Source organism: Vogesella urethralis, assembly GCF_007644045.2.
Lineage (GTDB): Bacteria > Pseudomonadota > Gammaproteobacteria > Burkholderiales > Chromobacteriaceae > Vogesella > Vogesella urethralis.
The window spans coordinates 50015-76409 of sequence record NZ_VMDW02000135.1; the positions used below are offsets into that span (position 1 = coordinate 50015).

Genomic DNA, 26395 nt, shown 5'->3' on the forward strand with positions numbered 1-26395 from the left:
AACATGCCCATCATCGAATCCAAGCTGTCCCCGCGCGCGGCCGACTTCCAGGCCAACGCCGACAAGATGCGCAGCATCGTCGCCGACCTGAAAGCCAAAGTGGCCCGTGCCGCGCTGGGTGGCGGCGACAAGGCACGCGACAAGCATGTGGCCAAAGGCAAGCTACTGCCGCGCGAACGCATCGACCTGCTGCTGGACCCGGGCGCGCCGTTCCTGGAGCTGTCGCAGCTGGCTGCCTTCGGCATGTACAACGACGAGGCGCCGGGTGCTGGCGTCATCACCGGGGTTGGCCGCATCAGCGGCATCGACTGCCTGATCGTGGCCAACGACGCCACCGTCAAAGGCGGCACCTACTACCCGATGACCGTCAAAAAACACCTGCGCGCGCAGGAAATCGCCCGCGAAAACCGCCTGCCCTGCGTGTATCTGGTGGATTCCGGCGGCGCCTTCCTGCCGCTGCAAGACGAAGTGTTCCCCGACCGCGAACACTTCGGCCGCATCTTCTACAACCAGGCCAACCTGTCGGCTGCCGGCATTCCGCAGATTGCGGTGGTAATGGGCAGCTGCACCGCCGGTGGCGCCTACGTGCCGGCGATGAGCGACGAAACCGTTATCGTGAAGGAACAAGGCACCATCTTCCTGGGCGGGCCGCCGCTGGTGAAAGCGGCCACCGGTGAAGTGGTGTCTGCCGAAGAGCTGGGCGGCGGCGACGTGCACACCCGCATCAGCGGCGTGGCCGACCACCTGGCGCAAAGCGACGCCCACGCGCTGGCCATTGCCCGCCGCATCGTGGCCGACCTGAACTGGCAAAAGCAGGGCCGGCTGGACCGCGCCGCGCCGCTGCCACCGCGCTACCCGGCCGAGGAGCTGTACGGCGTCATCCCCGCCGACAGCAAAAAGCCGTTCGACGTGCGCGAGATCATCGCCCGCCTGGTGGACGACTCCGACTTCGACGAATTCAAGCAGAACTACGGCACCACTCTGGTTACCGGTTTTGCCCGCCTCAACGGCTACCGCGTCGGCATCATCGCCAACAACGGCATCCTGTTTTCCGAGTCAGCACTGAAGGGTGCCCACTTTGTCGAGCTGTGTTGCCAGCGTGGCATTCCGCTGATCTTCCTGCAGAACATCACCGGCTTCATGGTGGGCAAGAAATACGAAAACGGCGGCATCGCCAAGGACGGCGCCAAGCTGGTCACCGCCGTGGCCTGCGCCAGCGTGCCCAAGTTCACCGTGCTGATCGGCGGCAGCTTCGGCGCCGGCAACTACGGCATGTGCGGCCGCGCCTACAGCCCGCGCTTTTTGTGGATGTGGCCCAATAGCCGCATTTCGGTGATGGGGGGCGAACAGGCCGCCGGCGTGCTGGCCCAAGTGAAGAAAGAGCAGCTGGGCGACGCGTTCAGCGTCGAACAGGAAGAAGCGCTGAAAGCACCCGTACGCGAGCAGTACGAACGCCAAGGCCACCCTTACTACGCCAGCGCCCGCCTGTGGGACGACGGCGTGATCGACCCGGCACAAACGCGCGAGGTGCTAAGCCTGGCGCTGGAAGCCAGCCTGTCGGCACCGGTGGAAAGCACGCGTTTCGGCGTGTTCCGTATGTAATTTTTTTATTTAGCCACGGAAGCACACGGAAGACACAGAAGCAAACCCGAACCCGTAAGACCGGCTCGAAGCTGCATTCGCCTTTTTCCGTGTTCTCGGTGTGGTTCCGTGGCAAAAAATGAGAGGGTTTTCAAATGAACTACAGCACTTTGGAAATCACCCGCAGCGGCCAGGTGGCCACCGTCTGGATGAACCGCCCCGAGCTGCACAACGCGATGAACGAACACCTCATCGCCGACCTTACAGCCGCCTTCCGCGAACTGAACCGTGACGACGCCGTGCGCGTGATCGTGCTGGCCGGCCACGGCAAGAGCTTTTCGGCTGGCGCCGACCTGGACTGGATGCGCCGCGCCGCCGGCTACACCGAAGCGCAAAACCTGGAAGACGCCAACAAGTTGGCCGCCATGCTGAAGGGCATCTACCGCAGCAAGAAACCGGTGATCGCCCGCATTCACGGCGCCGCGCTGGCCGGCGGTACCGGCCTGACCGCCGTATGCGATATCGCCGTGGCCACCGACGCTGCCCGCTTTGCGCTCACCGAAGTGCGACTGGGCCTGATTCCGGCCACCATCGGCCCCTACGTGGCCGATGCCATCGGCTGGCGCCAGGCACGGCGTTACTTCCTCAGCGCCGAGCGCATCGACGCCGCCACCGCGCTGCGCATCGGCCTGGTACACGAAGTGGTGGCCGAGGACGCGCTGGATAGCCGCATCGCCGAGATCGCCGCCGAGCTGTGCAAGGGTGCACCGCACGCACTGGCTGCCGCCAAAGAGCTGCTGGGCTGCCTGCACGACAGTTCACCGCTCAACGACGAGCTGCTGTCGGATACCGCGCACCGCATTGCCGCCATCCGTATCACCGACGAAGCCCGCGAAGGCCTGGCCGCCTTTTTCGAGAAGCGTCCGCCTAGCTGGCAATGATTTTTCGCCACAGAAGCACACGCAAGACACGGACAAGACGGAATACAGCGCTGCAGACCCTGTAGCCGAACGGTGACGGGTTACCTGCCACCCGGATGGGCAGGCAGCCTCGTACCGGGTTTGTACCAAAGCCCCCGGCTTTCTCTCGTGACTTTCGTGTGGTTTCGTGGCCAGACAGGACACACCATGCACGCCTACCCTACCCCTTGCGCCAGCCGCGTTGCGGCCAACCCTGCGCCGGCCGCCCCCGAGGTAAACCGCCCCATGTTCAGCAAGATCCTCATTGCCAACCGCGGCGAGATTGCCTGCCGCGTGATCAAGACCGCCCGTGCCATGGGTATCCGCACCGTGGCGGTGTACTCCGACGCCGACGCCGGCGCCCGCTTTGTGAAGCTGGCCGACGAAGCCTGGCGCCTGGGCCCGGCCCCGGCGGCCGAGTCGTACCTGAAGGCCGAGCTGATCCTGGACATCGCCCGCCAGAGCGGCGCCCAGGCCGTGCACCCCGGCTACGGCTTTTTATCGGAAAACGAAGACTTCGCCGCCGCCTGCGAAGCCGCCGGCATCGCCTTCATCGGCCCGCCGGCCAGCGCCATTGCCGCCATGGGTAGCAAGTCGGCCGCCAAGGCGCTGATGGAAAAAGCCGGTGTGCCGCTGGTGCCAGGCTACCACGGCGACGAACAGGCCCCCGCCTTCCTGCAGGCGCAAGCCGACGCCATGGGCTACCCGGTGCTGATCAAGGCCAGCGCCGGCGGTGGCGGCAAAGGCATGCGCATCGTGGAAAAAAGCGCCGACTTCGAGGCTGCGCTGGCCAGCTGCCAGCGCGAGGCGCGCGCCAGCTTTGGCGACGACAAGGTACTGGTAGAGAAATACCTGACCCGCCCGCGCCACGTGGAAATCCAGGTATTTGCCGATAGCCTGGGCGGCTGCGTCTACCTGTTCGAACGTGACTGTTCGGTACAACGCCGCCACCAGAAAGTGCTGGAAGAAGCGCCGGCCCCGCACCTGCCGGCCGACACCCGCCGCGCGATGGGCGAGGCCGCCGTGGCCGCCGCCCGTGCCGTCGGCTACGTGGGCGCCGGCACCGTCGAGTTCATCATGGACGTCAACAGCGGCCAGTTCTACTTCATGGAAATGAACACCCGCCTGCAGGTAGAACACCCGGTGACCGAGATGATCACCGGCCAGGACCTGGTGGCATGGCAGCTGAAAGTGGCCTGCGGCCAACCTTTGCCGCTGGCACAAAACCAGCTGCAGATTCGCGGCCACAGCATCGAGGCGCGCATCTACGCCGAAGACCCGGACAAAGGCTTCCTGCCGGCCACCGGCACGCTGGTGCACCTGGTGCCGCCGCCGGAAAGCGGCAATGTGCGGGTGGATACCGGCGTGCTGCAGGGCGACAGCATCAGCCCGTTCTACGACCCGATGATCGCCAAGCTGATCGTGTGGGGCGAAAGCCGCGAAGCCGCGCTACAGCAGCTGGACGCCGCGCTGGCCGCCTACCAGGTGGTGGGCGTCACCACCAATATCCGCTTCCTGCGCCGCATTGCGGCCAACGTGGACTTTGCCAGCGGCAACGTGGACACCGGCCTGATAGCGCGCCACCACGACAGCCTGCTGCCCGCGCCTGCCGCCCCAAGCGCGACACAGCTCGCCTTGCTGGCACTGGCCGAAGTGCTGGCCAGCCAGGCCAGCGGCGACGCTGCCTTTGCCGCGCTGGCCGGCTGGCGCCTGAACGGCAGCCACACCCGCAGCATCCGCTTCGAGCAGGGCGACACCCGCCACAGCGTAACGCTGCAACACGATGCCGACGGCTACCGCATCGCCGCCGCCGACAGCACGCTGCACGCCCAGGCCAGCCTGCACGGCCACTCGCTGCGCGTGACACTGGATGGCAAGCAACTGGCCGCCACCGTGGTGCGCCACGGCCGGCAACGCGTGCTGTTTGTCGACGGCGAACGCGTGGCGCTGGACTACGTGGACCCGTACGCCTTTACCGAAGGCGGCGTGCACGGCGAAACCCACCTCAAGGCACCGATGCCGGGCCGCGTGGTGGCACTGGTAGCCGAAGCCGGCGCCCGCATCGCCAAGGGTGAGCCGCTGCTGATCCTGGAAGCAATGAAAATGGAACACACCATCACCGCCCCGGCCGACGGCGTGGTGAAGGCGTTCTACTTTGCCGCCGGCGAGCAGGTAGGCGACGGCGACGAGCTGGTGGATTTCGAGGCGGACTAATGCTGTTGGGTTAACATGGTGATCATCATCATCGCCTTGCCAACCCTATGACCCGATATACCTTTGGCTGGCTAGTTACCTTGGCCGGCCTGGCTTTGGCGGCTTACCACCTGTTTGCACTCTGGCAGGCCTGGGATGCCAGACCGCCAAACTCCGGGCTGTGGGCGTGGTTGCAGCTGCTACCACCCGACCCGGCCAGGCCAGTCCGGCTAGGTGACCTCAGCGGCTTTATCCATCTGCTGTCATGGATTGCCCCGCCCGGCTTATCGCAGCTGCTTGTGCGCGCGGGCTGGATCGCGGCCGGCTTGTGGCTGGCGCGTTTTGGCTACCGCAGCCGCTATTGAAATATCTGCGCCCGTCAGCAATGGGTGCATGGAGGAAAACCTGCATGACACACGTGAAGATTGTGGAAGTCGGCCCGCGTGACGGGCTGCAGAACGAAAAACAGACCGTGCCGCTAGCGGTGAAGGTGGAGCTGATTCAAAGGTTGGCCGCCAGCGGCCTGCTGAACATCGAAGCCGGCGCCTTTGTGTCACCCAAGTGGGTGCCGCAGATGGCAGATAGCGCCGAGGTGCTGCAAGCGCTGCCGCTGGACGGCACGGTGAATTACCCGGTGCTGGTGCCCAACGACAAAGGCCTGGACGCGGCGCTGGCTGCCGGCGTGCGCGAGATTGCCGTGTTCGGCGCTGCCAGCGAGGCCTTCAGCCAGAAGAACATCAACGCCAGCATCGCCGAGAGCCTGCAGCGCTTCGAATCGGTGATGAAGCGTGCGGTGGCGGCCAACGTGCGCGTACGCGGCTACGTGTCGTGCGTGGTGGGCTGCCCGTACGAAGGTGCCATCGCGCCGCGCAAGGTGGCCGAGGTGGCCCGTGCGCTATACGACATGGGCTGTTACGAGATATCGCTGGGCGACACCATCGGTGTAGGCACGCCAGACAAAGTGACCGCCATGCTGGACGCAGTGAGCGAGCAAGTGCCGGTAGCCAAACTGGCCGGCCACTTCCATGACACCTACGGCATGGCCATCGCCAACATCCACACCGCGCTGCAAGCGGGGGTACGTACCTTCGACAGCTCGGTGTCCGGCCTCGGCGGCTGCCCGTACGCCAAGGGCGCATCGGGCAACGTGGCTACTGAAGACGTGCTGTACCTGCTACACGGCCTGGGTTACCACACCGGCGTGGACATCGAGCAACTGGCGGATAGCGCGTGGTTCATCGCCGACGCCCTGGGCCGCGAGCCCGGCTCGCGCTACGCCAAAGCACGCGGCCGGCGTTAAGCCGCCTACGCCGCGTAGCCCAGGCTGCGTGACGTGGCCGCCGCGCACGCGGCCAATGCCTGCGCCAGCGGGCCGTCCCAGGCCGGGTCAAACGCGGCCGCCGGGCCCAGCGTGGTCATCACCAGTGCCAGCTGGCCGCTGCTGTCGAATACCGGCGCCGACAGCGCATTGATGCCCGGCAGCGGGTAGCCGACGGCTCGCGCCATGCCGTGCTGGCGCACTTCGGCCAGCGTGGCCGCCAGCTCGGGCTGCTGCCCGGGCGGCTTGTGCGCCAGTTCGCTTTCGATGACGGCGCGCGTCAGCTCGGCCGGCAGCCAGGCGGCAAACACGCGGCCGGTGGCCGAATCCAGCACCGACATCACACTGCCGGTACGCATATTGATGTGCACGATGCGGTTGCACTCCACGATGCGCACTACGGTCGGGCCGTGATTGCCCCACACCGCCAGCGCCACGTTCTGGTTGATGTCCAGCGCCAGCCGGGTGGCGGCGTCGCTGGCAAGCTTGACCGCGTCCAGCTCGTGCAGCGCGGTCAGGCCCATTTGCAGCGCAAAGCTGCCCAGCCGGTACTGGCCGGTCACGGCGTCTTGTTCCACCAGGCCCAGCTTGCCGAAGCTCACCAGGTAGGGGTGAGCCTTGGCGGGCGGCATGCCGGCATCGCGCGCCAGGTCTTTCAGCATCATCGGTGTACCGGCGCGCACCAGCGCCTGCAGCAGGCTGCCGCCGACCTCGATGGATTGAATGCCACGGCGGGCGTCTTTTTCTGCGTCCATAACGATATAAGCAAGTGAGGTTGGCCGCAGTGTAGCATTGCTGCCGCGGCTTGATTGTTTGTTAATATCAAACTTATTGAGCAATATCTAACAATGCAGTAAGGTTCAGCCCATGCAGCCATCGCTGCCCCGCACACGGAGACACCCCATGCTGATCCAGAAAATCCACCACGTGGCCTACCGCTGCAAAGACGCCAAAGAAACCGTCGAGTGGTACGTAAAGCACCTCGACATGAAGTTCGTGCTGGCCATTGCCGAGAACGAAGTGCCGTCCACCAAGCAGCCAGACCCGTACATGCACGTGTTCCTGGACGCCGGCCAAGGCAATATCCTGGCCTTCTTCGAGCTGCCCAACAGCCCGGAAATGGGCCGCGACCCTAATACCCCGGCCTGGGTGCAGCACCTGGCGCTGGAGGTAGCCGATATGGACACCCTGCTGGCTACCAAAGCGCGGCTGGAGGCGGCCGGCATCAAGGTGATCGGCCCCACCAATCACACCATTTTCCAGAGCATCTATTTCTTCGACCCCAACGGTCACCGCCTGGAGCTGGCCTGCAACAGCGGCACCCCGCGCATGCTGCAAATGTTGGACGAGGTAAAGTGGGACATGCTGAACGAATGGGCTGCCACCCGTCAGGCACCGCAGCATGCGCGCTGGATGCACGACGGCAGCTACCAGGAAGACTAAGCGCCACCGCGCAGCCCAGGGGCCAAGCGCCCCTGTTACGTTAACGTAAGTCGTCGTACACTACATAAAAACCATACAGTTGGAATAACCCGACGCCTGAGGAGAACCCGCCCATGCACGCTGCCGATACCCCGATCTGGCAACCCGAACCGCACCGCGCCGCCGCTACCCACCTGGCAGCATTCGGCAAGCTGATGTCCACGCTGGACAACACCGAATACGCCGACTACCACAGCCTGTGGCAAGCCAGCGTGACGCAGCCGGCACGCTTCTGGAACGAGGTGTGGGATTACAGCGGCGTGATCGGCGACAAGGGCGAGCGCCTGTTGCAGCACGACGGCCACATGCGCGACGCCCGCTTCTTTCCCGACGCCCGGCTGAACTACGCCGAAAACCTGCTGCGCCGCCGCGACGACGCGCTGGCGGTGTGCTTCTGGGGCGAAGACAAGGCCAAGCGCGAGCTGAGCTGGTGGGAGCTGAACGATCTGGTGTCGCGGCTGCAGCAGGCGATGAAAGAGCACGGCATCCAGTGCGGCGACCGCATTGCCGGCTACATGCCCAATATGCCGGAGACGCTGGCCGCCATGCTGGCCGCCAGCAGCCTGGGCGCCATCTGGACCAGCTGCTCGCCGGACTTCGGCACCGACGGCGCGGTAGACCGTTTCGGCCAGACCGCTCCGCGCATGCTGTTCTGCCCCGACGGCTACTGGTACAACGGCAAGCCGGTACAGATCCTGGACAAGATCCGTGTGATCGCCGAGCAGCTGCCTTCCGTAGAAAAAATTGTCGTGGTGCCCTATCTGGGCGAAGCCGACGCCTTTGCGGCCAACGTACCGCGCGCCGTCACGCTGGATGGCTTGCTACAGGGCTTTGTGGCCCGCCAGCTGCAGTTTGTGCGCGTACCGTTCAACCACCCGCTGTTCATCCTGTATTCCAGCGGTACCACCGGCAAACCCAAGTGCATCGTGCACGGCCACGGCGGCACCCTGCTGCAGCACCTGAAAGAACACCAGCTGCACGCCGATATCCACAGCGGCGACCGCCTGTTCTACTTCACCACCTGCGGCTGGATGATGTGGAACTGGCTGGTTTCCGGCCTGGCCAGCGGCGCCACGCTGATGCTGTACGACGGCTCGCCGTTTGCCAAGGGCGGCCACATCCTGTGGGAGTACGCGCAGGCCTACCGCTGCAGTCACTTCGGCACCTCGGCCAAGTACATCGACGGGCTGAAGAAGATCGACCTGCAACCGGGCAAACAGTACGACCTGTCCTGCCTGCGCGCGGTCTTTTCCACCGGTTCGCCGCTGGTGGCGGAAAGCTTCGACTGGGCGTACCAGGCCATCAAGGCCGACATGAACCTGGCGTCCATCTCCGGCGGTACCGACATCGTGTCGTGCTTTGCACTGGGGTGTGCCGCGTTGCCGGTGTACCGCGGCGAGCTGCAATGCCGTGGCCTGGGCATGGCGGTGGAAATCCGCAACGACCATGGCCAGCCGGTGGTAGGCGAGAAAGGCGAACTGGTCTGCACCCAGCCGTTCCCGTCGATGCCGGTGGGGTTCTGGGGCGACGACGACGGCGAGAAGTACCGCAAGGCCTACTTCGACCGCTTCGACAACGTGTGGTGTCACGGTGACTACGCCGAGCTGACCGCGCACGGCGGCATGGTGATCTACGGCCGTTCCGACGCCGTGCTCAACCCCGGTGGCGTACGCATCGGCACTGCCGAAATCTACCGCCAGGTGGAAACCTTCCCGCAGGTGCTGGAAAGCATTGTGGTGGGCCAGCGCTGGCAGGACGACGAGCGGGTGGTACTGTTCGTGAAACTGCGCGACGGCCAGGTGCTGGATGGCGAACTGGTCGCCGCCATCAAGGACAAGATCAAGCAGGGTGCCAGCCCGCGCCACGTGCCGGCCAAGCTGATTGCCGTCGCCGATATCCCCAAAACCATCAGCGGCAAGATTGTCGAGCTGGCGGTGAAAAACGTGATCCACGGCGAGCCGGTGAACAACCTGACCGCGCTGGCCAACCCGGACGCGTTGCAGCTGTTCGCCAACCTGCCCGAGCTGCAGAACTAAGCCCGTAAGCCGCAGCCAGCCGCAAGGTTGGCCGCAGTCACTACAAGGCCGGCGCCCGCGCCGGCCTTGGCTTTTGGTGGCTTGCCGTAGCCAGCCACAACACTGCATGATTCAAGCATAAAGTGTTAACATCGATAGTAACTGATCAAACGGAGTACATCATGATTCTGGTAACGGGCGGTGCCGGCTATATCGGTTCCCATACCTGTCTGCAATTGCTGCAGGCAGGCCACGACCTGGTGGTGCTGGACAACCTCAGCAACAGCCAGCCAGAAGCCCTGCAACGGGTACAGAAACTGGCAGGTCGCCAGCTGCAGCTGGTAGAAGGCGATATCCGCGATGAAACCATCCTGGAGGCGGTGTTCCGCTACCCGATCAAGGCTGTCATTCACTTTGCCGGCCTGAAAGCAGTGGGCGAGTCGGTAGCCGAACCGCTGCGCTACTACGACAACAACGTGGCCGGCACGCTGTCACTGCTGAAGGCGATGAAAAAGCACGGTTGCCAGCAACTGGTGTTCAGCTCCTCCGCCACCGTCTACGGCGACCCGGCGTCAGTGCCCATCCGCGAGCACTTTCCGTTATCGGCCACCAACCCCTACGGCCGCAGCAAGCTGATGATCGAAGACATGCTGCGCGACTTGGCGCACGCCGAACCGGACTGGCGCATTGCCATCCTGCGCTACTTCAACCCGGTAGGCGCCCACGCCAGCGGCCAGATCGGCGAAGACCCGAACGGTATTCCCAACAACCTGATGCCGTTCATCAGCCAGGTAGCGGTAGGCAAACGCGCGCAGCTGAGCGTGTTCGGTGACGACTACCCTACCCACGACGGCACTGGCGTGCGTGACTACATCCACGTGGAAGACCTGGCACGCGGCCATCTGTGCGCCCTTGCCAAGCTGCAACAGCAGGCCGGCCTGCTCACCGTCAACCTGGGCACCGGCCAGGGTTACTCGGTGCTGGACATGGTCAAAGCTTTTGAGCAGGCCAGCGGCCGCCCGGTCCCCTACAGCGTGACCCCGCGTCGCCCCGGCGATGTGGCAGCCTGCTACGCCGACCCGGCCCAAGCCGAACAGCTGCTGGGCTGGCGTGCCGAAAAAACGCTGGCCGACATGTGTGCCGATAGCTGGCGCTGGCAAAGCCAGAACCCCAACGGCTACAGCAGCTAAGGTTGGCCGCAGTCACAGCAACAAGGCCGGCGCATGCGCCGGCCTTGTGCTTTGGTCAATGTTGCGCGTGGTTCAGTGACTAAGCGGTATGCGCTGCAACAGGTAATACACCTCGTGCTTGTCGCGTGGCCGGCTACCCTGCCAGCGCAGCTGCCAGCCCGGCAGCACCGGCACCGCGTCGCGCTCGCCAACCAGCAATTGCAGATTGCAGGGTATCGCCTGTTCCGGCGCCACCGCTTTCAAGTGCAAACCGCTGTAATACGGCCAGCTCACCCGCGCCATCATCTGGCGGGCGTCCACCGCCACGCACTGGTCGCCAGCCGGCATCGCCTTCACCATCGCCATCACCACCGGCTGGTAGCTTTTGGCCGCGTCCAGAAACGGCAGCCACAGCGTCAGCAACAGGCCCCAGAACAAGGTCAGGCCGGCCGCCCAGTTGGTAATGGCCTGCCGCCCGCGCAAATGGCGCCGCGTCACCGCCCACACCCACACTGCCGTTGCCAGCAAAGCCAGCGCTACCGCCAGCCAGGAAAAACGGGGCTCGTAGAACGGGCTGAAGTACTCTGCCCTGGCTGCCAGCCTGGCCGGCCAGCCGAAATTCATCGCTGCCCAACCCAGCCATACCAGCAGGGCAAAGAAGCCGAATGCCATCAGGCCAAACCAGTTGAGGAAGGCCGCAGCACCGCGGCGCAGGCTATCCAGCTCGACCGCCCCCAGCACGGCCAGCGGCAACAGCAGGGGCATGGCGTCTTCGGTATGGGTATTGCTGGAAAAGGTCAGCAATAGCAGCAGCACCGCAAAACTCAGCAGTGGCAGCTGCAGCATCGGCAGCTCGTAACGGCGGTTTTTCCACAGTGCCCATGCGGCCAACGGCCAAGCCGGCCAGGCGTACCACAACACCAGCTTGGGGTAGTAACCCAGCTCATGAAACAGGCCGACGTTGCCGAAGCCACGCAGCGGGCCCAGCGCAAATGCCTGCCACCACTGCGCAAACACCAGCGGGTAGTTCTTATACAAGGCCCACGGCCATACCAGCAATAGCGGCGCGGCAAACAGCAGCGCCATCAGCAGGGTGATGGCGTAGCGCTTGCTACGCCAGCTGGCAAAGGCCGGCAACAGCAAGGCCACGCTCCACACCAGCAGCAGCTGCAGCAGGTTGGTAGACAGGAACACCACCACGCTCGCGGCGCCCAGCAGCGCACCTGCCAGCGCCGGCGCGCGCAAACTCAAGACCATGGCATACAGCGCGCCGGCAAAACCGGCGAAACCGGCCACCACCGGGTTCATCTCGTGGCCGGTGACGATCAGGCCGAGGCAACCGATCAGGATCATCACCACGCTGCGGCCATGCCTGCGGCCAACCAGCTCGCGACCGATACCGCCGGCAAACGCCAACGCCAGCGCCATGAACAACGGCGTTGCCAGGCGGGCGGCATCGTGCAGCGGCAACAGCCACGGCGACAGCAGCCGTGCCAGCCCGGCGGCCACCCAGTAATACAGCGGGGAGTTTTCCAGGTAGGGCTGGCCGTCAATGCTAGGCAGCAGCCAGTGGCCGCCAGAGACGAAAGCCTGCACCACTGCCGTCACGTACGGCTCGTCGGGTTTCCAGGGGGTATGCCCGAGAATGCCCGGCCACAGCCAGACAAAACACAGCAGCAGCAACACCCAGGGTTTCTCGGTAGGCCGGGCGGTTGCCTGGCCGTGCGCGGAATAAGTCAGCATGCGCGGGAAGAGCGAAGAGGAATCAAGACACCATTGTAGTGACAAACCGCCGCCGCACCTAGCCACAAACGGCAAGCCGCCGCCGGGCAATTGCCACGGCGGCGGCGCAAGACAGCATCAGCGCGTTGCCGGCAAAGCCTAACCCAGTTGGCCGCGCAGGCGCAGGCCAAGGCGGGCGATGGCGATCTTGAGGTCGATACGGCGTTTCTGCAGCGAATTGCGCAGCTTGTTGCGGCGGCGCTGGCGCTTGTGCTCGGGCGCGGCTTGCAAACGCTTCAGCTCGTCCTCGCGCCAGTCGTGGCTGGCGCAGGCCGCCGCCAGCGCCTCAACCGGCTGCCCGGCTGGCTGCGCGTCGAAGAAAGTGGCCAAGTACAGCGGCGCTTCGTAGCTGTAATTCCAGTAGTGATGCAGCGCCGCGTCTAGCGCCACCATCTCGTAGCGGCTGCACGCCACCAGCGACAGGGCAAACTGCTCTACCCAGTTACGCGGCACCACGCGGGTAAACAGGTAGTCGCTGGTACGAATCACGTCGTCAAAAAACGCGGTACTGCCGGCCGGCAGGCCGATGGCACCCGCGTTCCACATCAGCAAGCGCGAGGTATCGGCAATGCCCAGCGCTTGCAGCTGTGGTTGCTTGTGCTGCACAAAACGGTAGTAGTCGGCAAAGAACTGTTCGGAGAACGCGCCTTCCGGCACGTGCATGCAGCACACCGGCGCGCCGCCCCCCTCGCCGCGCAGGCGGGCAAACAGGGTGTCGGGCAGATGCAGCCAGCGGGTGTCGCAATCCACATACAGCAACGCGCCGTCCAGCTCTTGGCTGGCGCGACGCAATACGTTCAGTTTGATGCGGTGCACGTAGTCGAACGGGCCACGGAAAGCCGCCAGTTCGTGCCGCTGCAACACGATGGCGCGAATCAGCGGGTGGGCCGGCACTTCGGCCGCGTCGTCGGTATACACCACGATACGTACATCCTGGCGCTGTTGCTGCAACAACAGGTGCAGCAGCGTCAGGACGGAAAAACGGGTCTGATCGTGGTATTTGCGGCTGCCGTGGGACAGATAAACAATGTGGAGCGGCTTCATGTGACGGGGGCGTTAACGTAATCCGCACAGTGTAGACGATAACCCTGCCCGGTGGCGCTGCGCTTTATGACGGGGAGCAGCCCCGCCTGCCTGAGCGTCTCTCCGGGGCGACAATTCCCAGCATCTGTCATGCGCCATAGCGGATGCCGCACTTGCCGGTCGGCACGCCACCAAAAACAAAAAAGGCAGCCAGTGGCTGCCTTTTTTGGGTCCTGCAAGCGGATTAGCGCTTGAAGAAGTTGCCAAACTTCTGGTTGAAGCGATCAACGCGACCAGCGGTATCAACGATCTTCTGTTTGCCGGTGTAGAACGGGTGGCACTGGGAGCACACCTCGATGTGGAACGCTTCTTTGCCCATGGTGGACTTGGTGGTGAACTGGTTACCGCAGGAGCAGGTAACGGCTACTTCTTTGTAGTTCGGCTGAATATCGGCTTGCATGGCTTTTCCTTTTCACTCGGGTACAGGGGTTTTGCCTGTACTTCTTCAAAACGCGTGATTATCCAGACTATGCCGGATGTTGGCAAGGAAAAGCTGGCCGCGGCCAACCTTCCCTGCTGTTGATGCCTCAGGCACGACGCCAGGTGGTACCGCCGGCGCTGTCTTCCAGCACGATGCCGGCAGCCGTCAGCTCGTCGCGAATGCGGTCGGACTCGGCCCAGTTCTTGGCCGCACGCGCGTCCTTGCGCGCCTGGATCAGCGCTTCTACCTGTTCGGCACTGAGGCCGCCTTCGGCGCTGTCGCCTTGCAGGAAGGCTTCCGGGTCGCGCTGCAGCAGGCCCAGCACGCCGCCCAGGTCTTTCAGCAAGCGGGCCAGCGCCAGGTCCTTGCTCTTGTTCACTTCGCCGGCCAGCTCGAACAGGACCGACACCGCTTCGGAGGTGCCGAAGTCGTCGTCCATCGCCGCCTTGAAGCGCGCCGCGTACGGGTTGGCCCAGTCGATGCCGCTGCTGGCAGGCAGATCCAGGCCGCGCAGTGCGGTGTACAGACGGGTAAGGCCCTGCTTGGCGTCGTTGAGAATGCCATCGGTAAAGTTCACCGGGCTGCGGTAGTGGCTGCGCACGATGAAGAAGCGGATGACCTCGCCGTCGAAATGGCCCAGCACGTCGCGGATGGTGAAGAAGTTGCCCAGGCTCTTGGACATCTTGGTGCCGTCCACGTTGATGAAGCCGTTGTGCATCCAGTAGTTGACGTACTGGTGGCCATGGGCGCCCTCGCTCTGGGCGATTTCGTTTTCGTGGTGCGGGAACTGCAGGTCTTCACCGCCGCCGTGGATATCGAAATGTTCGCCCAGGTGGTGGCAGCTCATGGCCGAGCACTCGATGTGCCAGCCGGGGCGGCCGGCGCCCCACGGGCTTTGCCACTGCGGCTCGCCCGGCTTGGCGGCTTTCCACAGCACGAAGTCGAACGGATCGCGCTTGTTCGGGTCCACGTCGATGCGTTCGCCGGCGCGCAGGCTTTCCAGCGTCTTGCCGGACAGCTTGCCGTAGCCGTCGAATTCGCGCACCGCGTAGTACACGTCGCCGTTGGGTGCCGGGTAGGCCTTGCCACGGTGAATCAGCTTGCTGATGATGTCCTGCATGCCGCCGATGTGCTGGGTGGCACGCGGCTCGAAGGTTGGCCGCAGCAGGCCCAGCGCTTCGGTATCGGCGTGCATGTCGGCGATGGTTTCTTCCACCAGCGCTTCGGCGCTGATGCCGCGCTCGGCAGAACGCTTGATGATCTTGTCGTCGATGTCGGTAATATTGCGCACATAGGTCACGTCGTAACCGCTGGCAACAAACCAGCGGTAGATCACGTCGAACGCGGTCAGCATGCGGGCGTGGCCGATGTGGCACAGGTCATAGACGGTCATGCCACACACGTACATCTTTACCTGGCCGGGTACGAGGGGTTTGAATTCTTCTTTCTGGCGGGTCAGTGTGTTATAGAGGTTGAGCATGGCTACCTTGGCCTGTTCCGGTTATGTGACGAACCGCTATTGTAGCAAAGCCGTCAAGCCCCCTGCAGCCGGCGTTGCGGGCGGCAACCCAACCTTGCCAAGTCATTGAAAACAAAAGAAAACCAAGACAGGAGCTTTACCGATGAACTGGGGAAACGAATTACTGGCCAGCGGCATCTGGCTGCTCAAAGCCATGCTGATCACCATGCTGGCGAGTGCCGCCGCCATCTGGCTGGCTGTCCGCTTCAGCCGCTGGGGGCGTCAGTTCTGGCGCCTGGCTGGCGACTTCTTCCGCCCGGCAAGCCATGGCTGGCGGCCGGTACTCACCATTCTGCTGGTCCTGCTGGTGACCCTGGCCGGCGTACGGGTGAACGTACTGTTTTCCAATTGGTACAACGAAATGTACGCCTCGCTGCAAAAGCTGGACGCCAAGCTGTTCTGGTCGTCGATGCTGATCTTTGCGGTGCTGGCCAGCGTACACGTTGGCCGCAGCCTGTTCGAGGTATACATCCAGCAGGCCTTTGTCATCCGCTGGCGTGAATGGCTGAACGAGCGCCTGCTATCGCGCTGGCTACAAGGTCAGACGTTCTACCGCACCCAGCACCTGGCCGATCCGATCGACAACCCGGACCAGCGCGTGCAACAGGACATCGCCAGTTTTGTCAGCAGCAGCCTGTCGCTATCGATGGGGGTGATCGACGCACTGGTTTCCACCTTCGAATTCACGCTGATCCTGTGGGGTCTGTCCGGTGTCCTGGCAGTATTTGGGCTGGAGATTCCTCGCGGCATGGTTTTTGCCGTCTATTTGTACGTGATTGTGGCCACCGTGTTTGCTTTCCGCATCGGTCGCCCGCTGATCCGGTTGAACTTCCTCAACGAAAAACTGGGCGCCGACTACCGCTATGCGCTGGTACGGCTGCGCGAGTACAGCGAAAGCATTGCCTTTTACCGCGGCGACCAGGTAGAGGGCACCCAGCTGCGCAGCCGCTTTGGCCGACTGATCGACAACAGCTGGGCCATCCTGTTCCGGAACCTGAAATTCACCGGCTTCAACTTCATTGTCAGCCAGACCGCTGCCGTGTTTCCGTTCATCATCCAGGCACCGCGCTTCTTCTCTAAACAAATCTCGCTGGGCGACATGGTGCAAACCGCCCAGGCTTTTGGCCAACTACAGGACAACCTGTCGTTCTTCCGCCGCGCCTACGACGACTTTGCACAGTACAAAGCGGTACTGGACCGTCTTACCGGCTTTCTGGATGCCGCCGAAGCCAGCGATACACTGGCCACACTACCAGTACAAGCACGTGACAGCGGCCTGCACCTGTCACACTTGAGCTTGCAGACGCCGGCAGGCAAACCGTTACTGAGCAAGTTGGATCTCACATTGCAAACCGGCGACGCCCTGCTGATCCGCGGCCCGTCCGGTAGCGGAAAAACCACACTATTGCGCGCCATTGCCGGGCTGTGGCCGTACTGCGAAGGCCAAGTCGCCTACCCTCATCAGCAAGCACTGTTCTTATCGCAAAAGCCCTACCTGCCGCTTGGCAGCTTGCGCGATGCCCTAAGCTATCCGCAAGCCGCTGTTGTCGACAACGACCGTATCAGTCATGTGCTGCAGGCCATACAGCTGGGCCACCTCGCCAGCCGTCTTGATGAGGTCGCCGACTGGAGCCGCATCCTGTCGCTGGGCGAGCAGCAGCGGCTGGCATTCGGCCGCTTGTTGTTGGCCGCCCCCAAGGTAGCGTTCCTGGACGAGGCCACGTCGGCCATGGACGAAGGGCTGGAAGACGCGCTGTACCGCCTGGTGCGCAGCCAGTTGCCCGACACGGTGCTGGTCAGCGTGGGGCACCGCAGCACGCTGCTGGCACACCACACCGCCCAGCTGCAACTGCTGGGCGACGGTGGCTGGCAACTTGCCTGAGCCTGCTGCGGACGATGCGGCCTACGGCATCGTCCGCATTTTCAACACCCAGCAGATAAAATTAACGCATTCTTGATAGCAGGCAGTGCAAACCAAACACAATATGGTAGATAATTAAACGTCATTTTGCCGGATTGCTACCATGTCAGCGCTACCCGCCTTGCTTGCCGACCTGCGCGCCCTGCTGGGCGAGCGGCTATCCACTGCTGATGCCGTTCGCGCTCATCATGGCCACGATGAATCCTGCCACGCCGATGCCCTGCCGGACGCCGTGGTCTGGCCGCACAGCACCGCCGAGGTCAGCGATATCGCCCGCCTGTGCAGCCAGCATGGCGTGCCGATGATTCCCTACGGCGCCGGCAGCTCGGTAGAAGGCCACACCCTCGCCATTCACGGCGGCATCTGCCTGGACTTATCGCAGATGAACCGCATTGTTGCGGTACACGAGGCCGACCTCACCGCCACGGTGGAAGCCGGCGTTACCCGCATGCAGCTTAACCGCGAGCTGCGCCACAGCGGCTTGTTCTTTCCGATCGACCCTGGCGCCGACGCCACGCTGGGCGGCATGAGCGCAACCCGCGCCAGCGGGACCAACGCCGTCCGTTACGGCACCATGCGCGAAAACGTGCTGGCGCTGACGGCAGTACTGGCCAGCGGCGAAGTGGTGCACACCGGTAGCCGTGCCCGCAAATCATCGGCCGGCTACGACCTGACGCGGCTACTGGTAGGGTCGGAGGGCACGCTGGCCATCATTACCGAAGTCACCGTCCGCCTGTACGGCATGCCGGAAGCCATGTCGGCCGCGGTGGTGAATTTCGACAGCGTGCGCGGCGCGGTCGATACCGTCATCCAGAGCATCCAGTGCGGCATACCGCTGGCGCGAGCCGAAATGCTGGACGGGCTGACCATGCAGGCGGTAAATCGCCATAGCCGCACCGACTACCCGGAACGCCCGACGCTGTTCCTGGAGTTTCACGGCACCGCGCAAGCGGTAGCCGAACAAGCAGCCATGGTAGGCGAGCTGGCTGCGGCCAACGGCGGCGGCGACTTTGCCTGGGCCACCCGTGACGAAGACCGCAACAAGCTGTGGCAGGCGCGCCATAACGCCTACTTTGCCGGCCTGCAGCTGCAACCTGGCAGCCGCTGCGTCGCCACCGACGTCTGTGTGCCGATTTCGCGCCTGAGCGAATGCATCGAGGCTACCTATGCCGACCTGGCCGCCGAACAGATGGCCGCACCCCTGTTCGGCCACGTGGGCGACGGCAATTTCCACCTGATGCTGCTGGTTCAACCCGGCGACGACACCAGCCTGGCGCGCGCCAAGGCCATCAACCACCGGTTGGTATTGCGTGCCCAGCAAATGGAAGGCACCTGTACCGGCGAGCACGGCATCGGTATCGGCAAACAGGTCTATCTGGTCGCGGAAGCTGGCACGCACGGCCTGCAACTGATGCGTGCCATCAAACAGGCGCTGGACCCGCAAGGCCTGCTGAACCCCGGTAAAATCTTCGCCCGCGCATGAAGCTCGACAAACCGCACCGCAAAGCACGCTTCCAGCAAAGGCAGGACCAGCACGCCCTGCCGGCACGACGCATGGCAGCGCTACTGGTAGGTGGCATTTTCAGCCTGATGTTCTGCGTGGAGTACTTCCAGAACCGCGAACACTGGGAAAGCATTTTCGTGCCGCGCATCCTCGGTATTGTCTGGGCACTGGGCGGCCTGCTGCTGATGCACGGCCACCAGGCACGGCAATGGGGAAACCGCTTTCATGTCAGCATCGGCGTGGTCTACCCGCTGATCGTGGTGTGGTTCGGTTACGAGCTGGACCGCATCGGCGTGGACTATCTGTCGATGACCCAAGGTTTTGCCGTGATCGACCTGGTACTGTTGGCCACCGCCTCGCAATTACGGGTGCTGGCGCTGGCGTCGGTATGCAACTGGCTGATCGCCATTGCATCGCTGCAGCTGTTCGACCTGAGCAGTTTTGCCGTCGCCACCGTCATCGAGAACGTCACCATCAGCCTGCTGCTCAGCCTGTCGGTGGCGCGCATCATGCTGCACCATGCCCGCCGCCACTACGACAACCTGTACAAGCTGAAAAAGGCACGTCACCAGGCGGAACACGCCATGCGCGAGCTGGCGCGCAGCCACAACGAGATGCAGCACATGGCCGACCGCGACCTGCTGACCGGCCTGTTCAACCGCCGGGCGGGCCTGCGTCACATGACCCAGCTACAGCAAAGTGCCGGCCCCAACAACGTGATGGCGATGCTGGAGATCGACCTCGACCGCTTCAAACCGGTGAATGACCAGTTCGGGCACAAAGCCGGCGACGTGGTGTTGCAGATTACCGCCGAACGCCTGATGACGCTGCTGAACCACGGTGACGTCTGCTGCCGCTTTGGCGGTGATGAATTCATCGTGGCGCTGTGCCGGCCGCAACGCCAGCAAATCGATCAGCTGATCGCGGACCTGGATTACGAGCTGAGCCGGCCGATCGCCCTGCCCTCCGGCAGTCTGGTAACGGTCACCGCCAGCATTGGCCGCTGCGACATGCACACCGGCACCGACCTGGAAGCCCTGATCGAGCAAGCAGACAAGGCGATGTACCTGAAGAAGCGCCAGCGCAGCCTGGATGCCAGCAAACCGTTTGCCGACCGCCGTCAGCAACCCCGCGGCGCAGCCGGCTAGCCAGCACCCTGCGCACCCGCTAGACTGCGGCCAACCTTACCGCCACAGGACCTGCCCGATGCAGCTTCACCCGGACGATGTCAGCTGGACTGCCATCCGCGCCCAGGGCGCCGGCGGCCAGAACGTCAACAAGGTCGCCAGCGCCGTACACTTGCGTTTTGACATTGCCGCCTCGCGGCTGCCCGACACACTGAAGGCAGCCTTGCTGGCCGCGGCGGATCAGCGCATCAACAAGGATGGCGTCATCGTCATCAAGGCGCAGCAATACCGCACCCAGGAACAAAACCGCGATGCTGCATTGCAGCGCCTACAGGCCCTGATTGACGCTGCCGCCCACCGCGACAAGCCACGCAAGGCAACCAAACCCACGCGTGGCAGCCAGCTACGGCGGTTGGCAGGCAAATCCAATCGCGGTAGCATCAAGGCCTTACGTGGCAGGGTGGATTATTGACATGCTGCGCTGCGGCTGGCATTCCCGGCACATCTATCCTTAAATTCAGACAATCTCACGCCTTGCCTATCAAGGGGAACGCAGTCTCATGAACGTAGCTATCGGTTACGCAATCGCGCTGGTTTGTATTTTTGGCGCCTACATCATTCACGGCGGTGACATCATGGTCATCGTGCACGCCCTCCCCACCGAGTTGATGGCCATTCTGGGCGGCGCCATTGGTGCTTTCGTGGTATCCAACCAGGGCAAGACGCTGAAAGCGGTAAAGGGCGCGCTGCCCACCCTGTTCAAAGGCTCGCACTACACCAAAGCCCGCTACATGGATTTGCTGGGCATGTTGTTTGAAATCCTGGTCAAAATCCGCAAGGAAGGCTTGATGTCGGTGGAAAAAGACATCGAAGACCCGCATAGCAGCGCCGTGTTTTCCAAGTACGAAGCCATCGCCCACGACCACCATGTGATGGACTTCATCACCGACTACCTGCGCATCATGGTGTCCGGCAACCTGAACGCGATGGAAATCGAAAACCTGATGGATATCGAAATCGAGACCCACCACCACGAAGGCCACGCCCCGGCGGCGGCCATTACCCGGCTGGGTGATGCCTTGCCGGCCTTCGGTATCGTGGCAGCGGTACTGGGCGTGGTAAACACCATGGGCTCGGTAGGCCAGCCGCCAGCGGTACTGGGCGGCATGATCGGCTCCGCACTGGTGGGGACCTTTCTGGGTATTCTGCTGGCGTACGGTATCGTGGCGCCGCTGGGTACCTTGCTGGAGCAGAAACTGGACGAAAGCTCGAAAGAGTTCCAGTGCATCAAGACCGTATTGCTGGCCAGCATGCAGGGCTACGCACCGCAAACTGCGGTAGAGTTTGGCCGCAAGGTGCTGTACTCCACCGAACGCCCCACTTTCCAGGAGCTGGAAGAAAGCATCAAAGGCAAGAAGTAACCCGCTTCATGCCGACAACAGCGCCCCTCGGGGCAATGCCAGTCAGTTAAGACTTGCGACTGCAAATCCAGTAAAAGGGAACATGTTCATCATGTTCCCTTTTTTGCTGTATGAGCCTGCTACAACACGCATTAAATGACACGCTGCCACACACCCCCTCTCGCTTGGAAGCATTGGCCGCATTGATTGACCCAGACTGGATCGCACAAGCCCTCGCCGTAACCGGTAAAGCCTCTATCCGGCGTCGTAAACTCCCTGCCGAGCATGCCGTCTGGCTGGTCATTGGCCTAGCACTCTTTCGCCACTTACCGCTATGGCAGGTCGTGCAGCAATTGGCGCTGAGTCTCGATCAACAAACCCTACCCGCACCCAGCGCCAGCGTTCAGGCACGTCAGCTCCTGGCGCGACGAGCCGATGGCGCAACTGTTCCGGATGCTCACCCAAGCCTGGAACCGAGCCCCCACCCATGACGCCTTGCGCGTACTGGCCGTTGACGGGGTCGTCTGGTGTGCGCCGGACACCCCGGAAAATCAGCAGCAGCTTGGCCGTTGCGCCACACAGCATGGGGCACTCCCTTGGGCACAGATCCGTGCGGTCTGCCTGATGGACACCCTCAGCCATGAGTTATTGGATGCCCAAATGGGGGGCATGGACCGTGGCGAGCTGACACTCGCAGCGGGTCTGCAAGGGCAGGATCATTCGATTACCTTGTTTGATCGGGCTTACTTCTCGGCCGCCTTCCTGCTGCAGTGGCAGGAACAGGGTGTTTCGCGGCACTGGCTGATGCGGGCCAAAGACAAGTTGCGTTACGAGCGTGTGATGCAGTTCTCTGCCGGGGACACCCTCATACGCATGCCGGTCTCGCCGCAGGCACGGAAGCAGCATCCCGCGCTGCCCCGTTATTGGCAGGCCCGGCTGATAGAGGTGGAGATGGCCGGACGAAAGCGGCGCTATCTGACCTCGGTGCTGGATCATCAGGCTTACCCTGCGGTGCAGTTGGCGCAGCTGTATGCCGAACGCTGGGAAATCGAGCTGGGGTTTCGCGAGATCAAACAATCGCTGCAGCATGCCGAGCCGGTGTTGCGCAGCAAACAGCCAGACTTGGTTCGGCAAGAGCTATGGGGGGTACTGATTGCGTATACCTTGCTGCGGCGGTGGATGCGGGAGATGGCTGCGCAAGCGAAGGTAGAACCACGCCGGATCAGTTTCCAGACTGCCAGCTACGCGATAGTGAATGTGCTGTGCTTTGCCAGCCTGAGCTCGGCAGGTACGTTGCCTGTGCAATTGGCGCGCTTGCTGGAGCAGTCGAGTCTGTTTGTCCTACCACCCCGCAGACCAGACCGACATTGCCCGCGAGTGGTGAAGAACAGGGCACACAAATATCCAACGAAAAATGCCAGTCAGCGTTAACTGACTGGCATTAGCCCCTCGGGGCGCTTTTTGCTTTTTGGCCCGACACGCATTGACAGCCTGCGGCCAGCCTTTTTTAATGGGCGGCCCTTATCGAGAAGCCGCTTCATCATGCACGACCTGACGCACTGGCAGCCGGTCTGCCAGCAACTGGCACAACACCACGCCGGCAACGACGGCGCCCACGACCTGGCCCACCTGCAACGGGTCTGGCAGGCCGCCCGCGAACTGCTGGCCAGCTACCCGCAGGCCGACGCCCTGGTGGTGATGGCGGCCTGTTACCTGCACGACCTGGTCAACCTGCCCAAGAACCACCCGGAGCGCCATCTGGCCTCGCGCCAGGCGGCAGCCTTGGCCTGCCGTGAGCTGGCAACTGCCGGCTTCCCGGCTGACAAGCTGGCCGCGCTCGGCCACGCCATCGAGGCGCACAGCTTTTCGGCGGCCATCGCGCCGCAAACGCTGGAGGCGCAAATCGTGCAAGACGCCGACCGGCTGGACGCACTGGGTGCCGTGGGCCTGGCGCGGCTGTTTTATACCGCCGGTAAAATGGACAGCCAGCTGGCGCACCCGGAGGACCCGCAAGCATTGCAGCGGCCGCTGGACGACCGCCGCTACGCGCTGGACCACATCACCGTAAAGCTGGCGACGCTGCCCGCCACCATGCAGACCGCAGCCGGCAGGGCACTGGGCGAACAACGCCTGGCCTGGCTGATGCAGTTCCGTACCACCTTTCTGGCCGAATGGGGTACGCCGCCCCAACCCTGAATGCACGCGGGCCAACCCGCGGCAGCCTGCGGCCAACCCTGGCCACAGGCACCGGCAGCAGGGCGGCAAAGACCGCCCGCGCCACCTTCACCACCACAACACCTGTGATAAAAAATGGACATTCAGCAACTGATCGACGATATCGCCCGCGACATCGTCCCCTACCTGCCGGCTGGCAAGCCGGCGGACTACATCCCGGCGCTGGCAGGGGAAAGCGCCAGCCAGTTTGCGATGGCGGTTTCCACCCTGGACGGCCAGCACTTCCACACCGGCCTCGCCGACAAGCGTTTTTCCATCCAGAGCATTTCCAAAGCCTTCATGCTGGCGCAAACGCTGGCCCAAACCGGCGAAGCGCTGTGGCAGCGCGTTGGCAAAGAACCGTCCGGCAACCCGTTTAACTCGCTGGTACAGCTGGAATACGAACAGGGCATTCCGCGCAACCCGTTCATCAACGCCGGCGCGCTGGTGGTGACCGATATCGCCATCAGCCAGCAAGGCGACAGCAGCGCGGCGCTGCGCACCTTCCTGCGCGAGGAAAGTGGCGAGGAAGCACTGGATTTCGACTACGTGATCGCGTCGTCGGAAGCCGAACACGGCCACCGCAATGCGGCGCTGGCGCACTTCATGAAGAGCTGCGGCAATATCCGCAACCCGGTAGACCAGGTACTGGCGCACTACTTCCGCGCCTGCAGCCTGCGCATGTCGGTACGCGAGCTGGCGCGCGCCGGCCTGTTTCTGGCCAACCACGGCGCCTCGCCGGTTAGCGGTCAGCAACGCCTCAGCCGCAGCCAGGCCAAACAGGTAAACGCCATCATGCTGACCTGCGGCACCTATGACGCAGCCGGCGAGTTTGCCTACCGCGTCGGTTTGCCCTGCAAGAGCGGCGTCGGCGGCGGCATTCTGGCCATCCTGCCGGGCAAGATGAGCATTGCGGTGTGGAGCCCGGGGCTGGACGCGCGCGGCAACTCGCTGGCCGGTCTGGAAGCGCTGGACCGTTTCACCACCCGTAGCGGCGAGTCGGTGTTCTGACCGCCGCCTGGCCGCCGGCAGAACCGTCTGCGGCCAACCTTGCCCTGCCCGTCATCGGGGCGTGGGCAAGCATCGCGGCGCTACGGCGTGTTTACCGTGCGCCGCGGGGGTAACCCGCCCTCATGCCAGTACTAGTAACGGGCCTGGAACTCGGCCAACAAGCGGTTCAGGCTGCGATCCTGGCGCATTCTGGCGATGGTGGCATTCAAGCGCGCTACCAAGCCACCGGCGTCAGGAAATTGCCGCGATACGGCAAAAAAGTTCGGATCCAGCATGATCGGCAAGCTGACAATACGCAGCTGTTCGATCGGGATGCCTGCCTGGCGCGCGTTATAGCGCACGGCATGCACGCCACCGGCGATTACCGCTGCATCCAGCCTACCGGCCACCAGCATCTGCAAACGCTGCTGCGGGCCGCCGTCTTCATTGATCAGCATCGATGACATCGCGGCATTGAAGGCATCGGTGAAGCGCGAGGCGCGGGTGGTACCCACCCGACGTCCGGCCAGATCGGAAGGATGACGGAAGGCAAACGGCCGCGCCGCTGCCTGCACCAGTACTACCGGGTCTTCCATCACCTTCTGCGAAAACAGCATCTGCTGCTCGCGCTCCGGCGTTTTGGAAAACACCGGCGCCATGATGCCCTTACCAGCCGCCACCTCCTGGATGGCGCGTGCCCATGGCACGCAGTAGGCTTCGGCCTCGATGCCAGCCTGCTTCAGGATGGCCAACCCCAGGTCTACCCCGTAACCGGCAGGGCGGCCATTATCGGCAAAATGCTTGGGTACGGTGTGCTCGCTACAGTACATGCGCAAGGGCTCGGCGGCGGCCAACCCTGCGTGGCACAACGCAAACAAAAAGCCTGCTATCGAGCAGGCTTTGGCCAGGCGGACTGCGAGCATCAGTCTTCCATCACCGCAGAGGTGTACACCTCTTGCACGTCGTCCAGGTCTTCCAGTGCATCCAGCAGTTTCTGCATGCGCACGGCGTCGTCACCGGCCAGCACGCTTTCGTTTTGCGGACGCATGGTCACTTCGCCCATCTCGGACTTGAAGCCGGCAGCTTCCAGCTCGCCCTTGATGCGGGTGAACTCGTACGGCGGGGTAATCACTTCCAGCGAGCCGTCGTCGTTGCTGACCACGTCGTCGGCACCGGCTTCCAGCGCTTTTTCCATCAGCGCATCTTCGTCGGTACCCGGCGCAAATACCAGGTAACCGCAATGGGTAAACTGGAAGGCCACGCAACCATCGGTACCCATATTGCCGCCGTACTTGGAGAAGGCGTGACGCACATCGGCCACGGTACGGGTCTTGTTGTCGGTCAGGCAGTCCACCATTACCGCTGCGCCGCCAATGCCGTAACCTTCGTAACGGCATTCCATGTAGTCCACGCCTTCCAGCGTGCCGGCACCACGGTCGATGGCGCGCTGGATGTTGTCCTTGGGCATGTTGGCGTCCCAGGCCTTGTCCACGGCCAGACGCAGGCGCGGGTTGGAATCCAGGTCCGGGCCGCCCATCTTGGCGGCAACGGTGATTTCCTTGATCAGACGGGTAAAGATTTTGCCGCGCTTGGCGTCAGCGCGTTCTTTCTTGTGCTTGATGTTCGCCCATTTACTGTGGCCAGCCATAAAAGCCTCGGTTTGATAGTGTTGGCAGCTTGCCACCGGCAAGCCGCAAAAATCCAGACCGCAATTCTA

The 26395-nt window shown here is 63.3% G+C and carries 23 protein-coding genes and 1 pseudogene; 17 read left to right on the forward strand and 7 right to left on the reverse strand.

The features are described from left to right. Positions 1–3: 3 nt before the first annotated feature. The 5 genes and pseudogenes from FLQ03_RS16955 (at position 4) to FLQ03_RS16970 (ending at position 6033) form a co-directional block, all read left to right on the forward strand. A complete protein-coding gene (locus FLQ03_RS16955; protein ID WP_144372033.1) occupies positions 4–1602 on the forward strand; it encodes a carboxyl transferase domain-containing protein in 1599 nt (532 codons plus the stop codon). A gap of 134 nt (positions 1603–1736) precedes the next feature. Beyond that, a complete protein-coding gene (locus FLQ03_RS16960; protein WP_144372034.1) occupies positions 1737–2522 on the forward strand; it encodes an enoyl-CoA hydratase/isomerase family protein in 786 nt (261 codons plus the stop codon). A 264-nt stretch (positions 2523–2786) separates the two neighbouring features. Then, positions 2787–4109 (forward strand): annotated as a pseudogene (locus tag FLQ03_RS19750) (acetyl-CoA carboxylase biotin carboxylase subunit); the annotation flags it as partial. After that, entirely contained in the window at positions 4098–4754 is a 657-nt protein-coding gene (locus tag FLQ03_RS19755; RefSeq protein WP_476756206.1) for an acyl-CoA carboxylase biotin carboxyl carrier protein subunit, read from the forward strand. The pseudogene FLQ03_RS19750 and the gene FLQ03_RS19755, both read left to right, overlap by 12 nt. A 388-nt stretch (positions 4755–5142) precedes the next feature. After that, complete coding sequence (locus FLQ03_RS16970; RefSeq protein WP_144372036.1) at positions 5143–6033, forward strand: hydroxymethylglutaryl-CoA lyase; 891 nt, start codon at positions 5143–5145, stop codon at positions 6031–6033. Between the two features lie 5 nt (positions 6034–6038). Here FLQ03_RS16970 and FLQ03_RS16975 read toward each other — a convergent pair whose 3' ends face one another. After that, positions 6039–6806: an IclR family transcriptional regulator gene (locus FLQ03_RS16975; protein ID WP_144372037.1), complete on the reverse strand. Its 768-nt coding sequence runs from the start codon at positions 6804–6806 to the stop codon at positions 6039–6041. 148 nt (positions 6807–6954) lie between these two features. Between FLQ03_RS16975 and FLQ03_RS16980 the strand changes: the two genes are divergently transcribed. The 3 genes from FLQ03_RS16980 to galE all read left to right on the forward strand — a co-directional run bounded on the left by FLQ03_RS16980 (position 6955) and on the right by galE (position 10738). Further along, the gene (locus tag FLQ03_RS16980) at positions 6955–7494 is read left to right on the forward strand and encodes a VOC family protein (RefSeq protein WP_144372038.1); all 540 of its coding nucleotides are present in this window, start codon (positions 6955–6957) and stop codon (positions 7492–7494) included. A 113-nt stretch (positions 7495–7607) separates the two neighbouring features. Then, the gene (locus FLQ03_RS16985; RefSeq protein ID WP_144372039.1) at positions 7608–9569 is read left to right on the forward strand and encodes an acetoacetate--CoA ligase; all 1962 of its coding nucleotides are present in this window, start codon (positions 7608–7610) and stop codon (positions 9567–9569) included. A 158-nt stretch (positions 9570–9727) separates the two neighbouring features. Then, complete coding sequence (galE, locus tag FLQ03_RS16990; RefSeq protein WP_144372120.1) at positions 9728–10738, forward strand: UDP-glucose 4-epimerase GalE; 1011 nt, start codon at positions 9728–9730, stop codon at positions 10736–10738. 72 nt (positions 10739–10810) lie between these two features. Here the strand turns inward: galE and FLQ03_RS16995 are convergent, their stop codons facing one another. The 4 genes from FLQ03_RS16995 to cysS form a co-directional block, all read right to left on the reverse strand. Then, entirely contained in the window at positions 10811–12460 is a 1650-nt protein-coding gene (locus FLQ03_RS16995) for an ArnT family glycosyltransferase (protein WP_144372040.1), read from the reverse strand. 138 nt (positions 12461–12598) lie between these two features. Continuing rightward, positions 12599–13543 (reverse strand): hypothetical protein, encoded by a 945-nt coding sequence (locus FLQ03_RS17000; protein ID WP_144372041.1) that lies wholly within the window; start codon positions 13541–13543, stop codon positions 12599–12601. 223 nt (positions 13544–13766) lie between these two features. Continuing rightward, on the reverse strand, positions 13767–13982 hold the full coding sequence (gene rpmE, locus FLQ03_RS17005; protein ID WP_144372042.1) for a 50S ribosomal protein L31: 216 nt from the start codon (positions 13980–13982) through the stop codon (positions 13767–13769). A gap of 127 nt (positions 13983–14109) precedes the next feature. Beyond that, complete coding sequence (cysS, locus tag FLQ03_RS17010; RefSeq protein ID WP_144372043.1) at positions 14110–15483, reverse strand: cysteine--tRNA ligase; 1374 nt, start codon at positions 15481–15483, stop codon at positions 14110–14112. Positions 15484–15625: 142 nt separating this feature from the next. On the opposite strand from cysS, the gene FLQ03_RS17015 reads away from it, so the two are divergent. The 9 genes from FLQ03_RS17015 (at position 15626) to FLQ03_RS17050 (ending at position 24699) form a co-directional block, all read left to right on the forward strand. Then, positions 15626–17404 (forward strand): ABC transporter ATP-binding protein/permease, encoded by a 1779-nt coding sequence (locus FLQ03_RS17015; protein WP_144372044.1) that lies wholly within the window; start codon positions 15626–15628, stop codon positions 17402–17404. A gap of 142 nt (positions 17405–17546) precedes the next feature. After that, the gene (locus FLQ03_RS17020; RefSeq protein WP_144372045.1) at positions 17547–18926 is read left to right on the forward strand and encodes an FAD-binding oxidoreductase; all 1380 of its coding nucleotides are present in this window, start codon (positions 17547–17549) and stop codon (positions 18924–18926) included. Further along, a complete protein-coding gene (locus tag FLQ03_RS17025) occupies positions 18923–20095 on the forward strand; it encodes a GGDEF domain-containing protein (protein ID WP_144372046.1) in 1173 nt (390 codons plus the stop codon). Before FLQ03_RS17020 ends, FLQ03_RS17025 begins: the two co-directional genes overlap by 4 nt. 58 nt (positions 20096–20153) lie before the next feature. After that, the gene (arfB, locus tag FLQ03_RS17030) at positions 20154–20546 is read left to right on the forward strand and encodes an alternative ribosome rescue aminoacyl-tRNA hydrolase ArfB (protein WP_144372047.1); all 393 of its coding nucleotides are present in this window, start codon (positions 20154–20156) and stop codon (positions 20544–20546) included. An 88-nt stretch (positions 20547–20634) separates the two neighbouring features. Next, on the forward strand, positions 20635–21495 hold the full coding sequence (gene motA / locus FLQ03_RS17035; RefSeq protein ID WP_144372048.1) for a flagellar motor stator protein MotA: 861 nt from the start codon (positions 20635–20637) through the stop codon (positions 21493–21495). Between the two features lie 110 nt (positions 21496–21605). Further along, positions 21606–21965 (forward strand): transposase domain-containing protein, encoded by a 360-nt coding sequence (locus FLQ03_RS19645; protein WP_206211024.1) that lies wholly within the window; start codon positions 21606–21608, stop codon positions 21963–21965. Next, positions 21910–22905 carry an IS4 family transposase gene (locus FLQ03_RS17040; RefSeq protein ID WP_206211025.1) on the forward strand — a complete coding sequence of 332 codons (996 nt, stop codon included), beginning with the start codon at positions 21910–21912 and terminating at the stop codon, positions 22903–22905. The genes FLQ03_RS19645 and FLQ03_RS17040 overlap by 56 nt, the downstream gene beginning before the upstream one ends. A gap of 111 nt (positions 22906–23016) precedes the next feature. Next, positions 23017–23670, forward strand: coding sequence for an HD domain-containing protein (locus FLQ03_RS17045; protein ID WP_144372049.1), 654 nt, complete (start codon positions 23017–23019; stop codon positions 23668–23670). Positions 23671–23784: 114 nt separating this feature from the next. Beyond that, on the forward strand, positions 23785–24699 hold the full coding sequence (locus FLQ03_RS17050) for a glutaminase (RefSeq protein WP_144372050.1): 915 nt from the start codon (positions 23785–23787) through the stop codon (positions 24697–24699). A 131-nt stretch (positions 24700–24830) separates the two neighbouring features. Here FLQ03_RS17050 and FLQ03_RS17055 read toward each other — a convergent pair whose 3' ends face one another. Next, complete coding sequence (locus FLQ03_RS17055) at positions 24831–25601, reverse strand: substrate-binding periplasmic protein (protein ID WP_144372051.1); 771 nt, start codon at positions 25599–25601, stop codon at positions 24831–24833. Next, positions 25601–26326 (reverse strand): YebC/PmpR family DNA-binding transcriptional regulator, encoded by a 726-nt coding sequence (locus FLQ03_RS17060; protein WP_144372052.1) that lies wholly within the window; start codon positions 26324–26326, stop codon positions 25601–25603. The genes FLQ03_RS17055 and FLQ03_RS17060 overlap by 1 nt, the downstream gene beginning before the upstream one ends. Positions 26327–26395 lie beyond the last annotated feature (69 nt).

Coding starts and splice junctions, on each gene's coding strand:
- FLQ03_RS16980 (WP_144372038.1), top strand. CDS start 6,955: ATGCTGATCCAGAAAATCCACCACGTGGCCTACCGCTGCAAAGACGCC.
- FLQ03_RS16970 (WP_144372036.1), top strand. CDS start 5,143: ATGACACACGTGAAGATTGTGGAAGTCGGCCCGCGTGACGGGCTGCAG.
- FLQ03_RS17055 (WP_144372051.1), bottom strand. CDS start 25,601: ATGCTCGCAGTCCGCCTGGCCAAAGCCTGCTCGATAGCAGGCTTTTTG.
- arfB (WP_144372047.1), top strand. CDS start 20,154: ATGCAGCTTCACCCGGACGATGTCAGCTGGACTGCCATCCGCGCCCAG.
- rpmE (WP_144372042.1), bottom strand. CDS start 13,982: ATGCAAGCCGATATTCAGCCGAACTACAAAGAAGTAGCCGTTACCTGC.
- motA (WP_144372048.1), top strand. CDS start 20,635: ATGAACGTAGCTATCGGTTACGCAATCGCGCTGGTTTGTATTTTTGGC.
- FLQ03_RS16975 (WP_144372037.1), bottom strand. CDS start 6,806: ATGGACGCAGAAAAAGACGCCCGCCGTGGCATTCAATCCATCGAGGTC.
- FLQ03_RS16960 (WP_144372034.1), top strand. CDS start 1,737: ATGAACTACAGCACTTTGGAAATCACCCGCAGCGGCCAGGTGGCCACC.
- FLQ03_RS17015 (WP_144372044.1), top strand. CDS start 15,626: ATGAACTGGGGAAACGAATTACTGGCCAGCGGCATCTGGCTGCTCAAA.
- FLQ03_RS17040 (WP_206211025.1), top strand. CDS start 21,910: ATGGCGCAACTGTTCCGGATGCTCACCCAAGCCTGGAACCGAGCCCCC.
- FLQ03_RS17045 (WP_144372049.1), top strand. CDS start 23,017: ATGCACGACCTGACGCACTGGCAGCCGGTCTGCCAGCAACTGGCACAA.
- FLQ03_RS16995 (WP_144372040.1), bottom strand. CDS start 12,460: ATGCTGACTTATTCCGCGCACGGCCAGGCAACCGCCCGGCCTACCGAG.
- FLQ03_RS17020 (WP_144372045.1), top strand. CDS start 17,547: ATGTCAGCGCTACCCGCCTTGCTTGCCGACCTGCGCGCCCTGCTGGGC.
- FLQ03_RS17000 (WP_144372041.1), bottom strand. CDS start 13,543: ATGAAGCCGCTCCACATTGTTTATCTGTCCCACGGCAGCCGCAAATAC.
- FLQ03_RS16985 (WP_144372039.1), top strand. CDS start 7,608: ATGCACGCTGCCGATACCCCGATCTGGCAACCCGAACCGCACCGCGCC.
- FLQ03_RS16955 (WP_144372033.1), top strand. CDS start 4: ATGCCCATCATCGAATCCAAGCTGTCCCCGCGCGCGGCCGACTTCCAG.
- FLQ03_RS17050 (WP_144372050.1), top strand. CDS start 23,785: ATGGACATTCAGCAACTGATCGACGATATCGCCCGCGACATCGTCCCC.
- FLQ03_RS17060 (WP_144372052.1), bottom strand. CDS start 26,326: ATGGCTGGCCACAGTAAATGGGCGAACATCAAGCACAAGAAAGAACGC.
- cysS (WP_144372043.1), bottom strand. CDS start 15,483: ATGCTCAACCTCTATAACACACTGACCCGCCAGAAAGAAGAATTCAAA.
- FLQ03_RS17025 (WP_144372046.1), top strand. CDS start 18,923: ATGAAGCTCGACAAACCGCACCGCAAAGCACGCTTCCAGCAAAGGCAG.
- FLQ03_RS19645 (WP_206211024.1), top strand. CDS start 21,606: ATGAGCCTGCTACAACACGCATTAAATGACACGCTGCCACACACCCCC.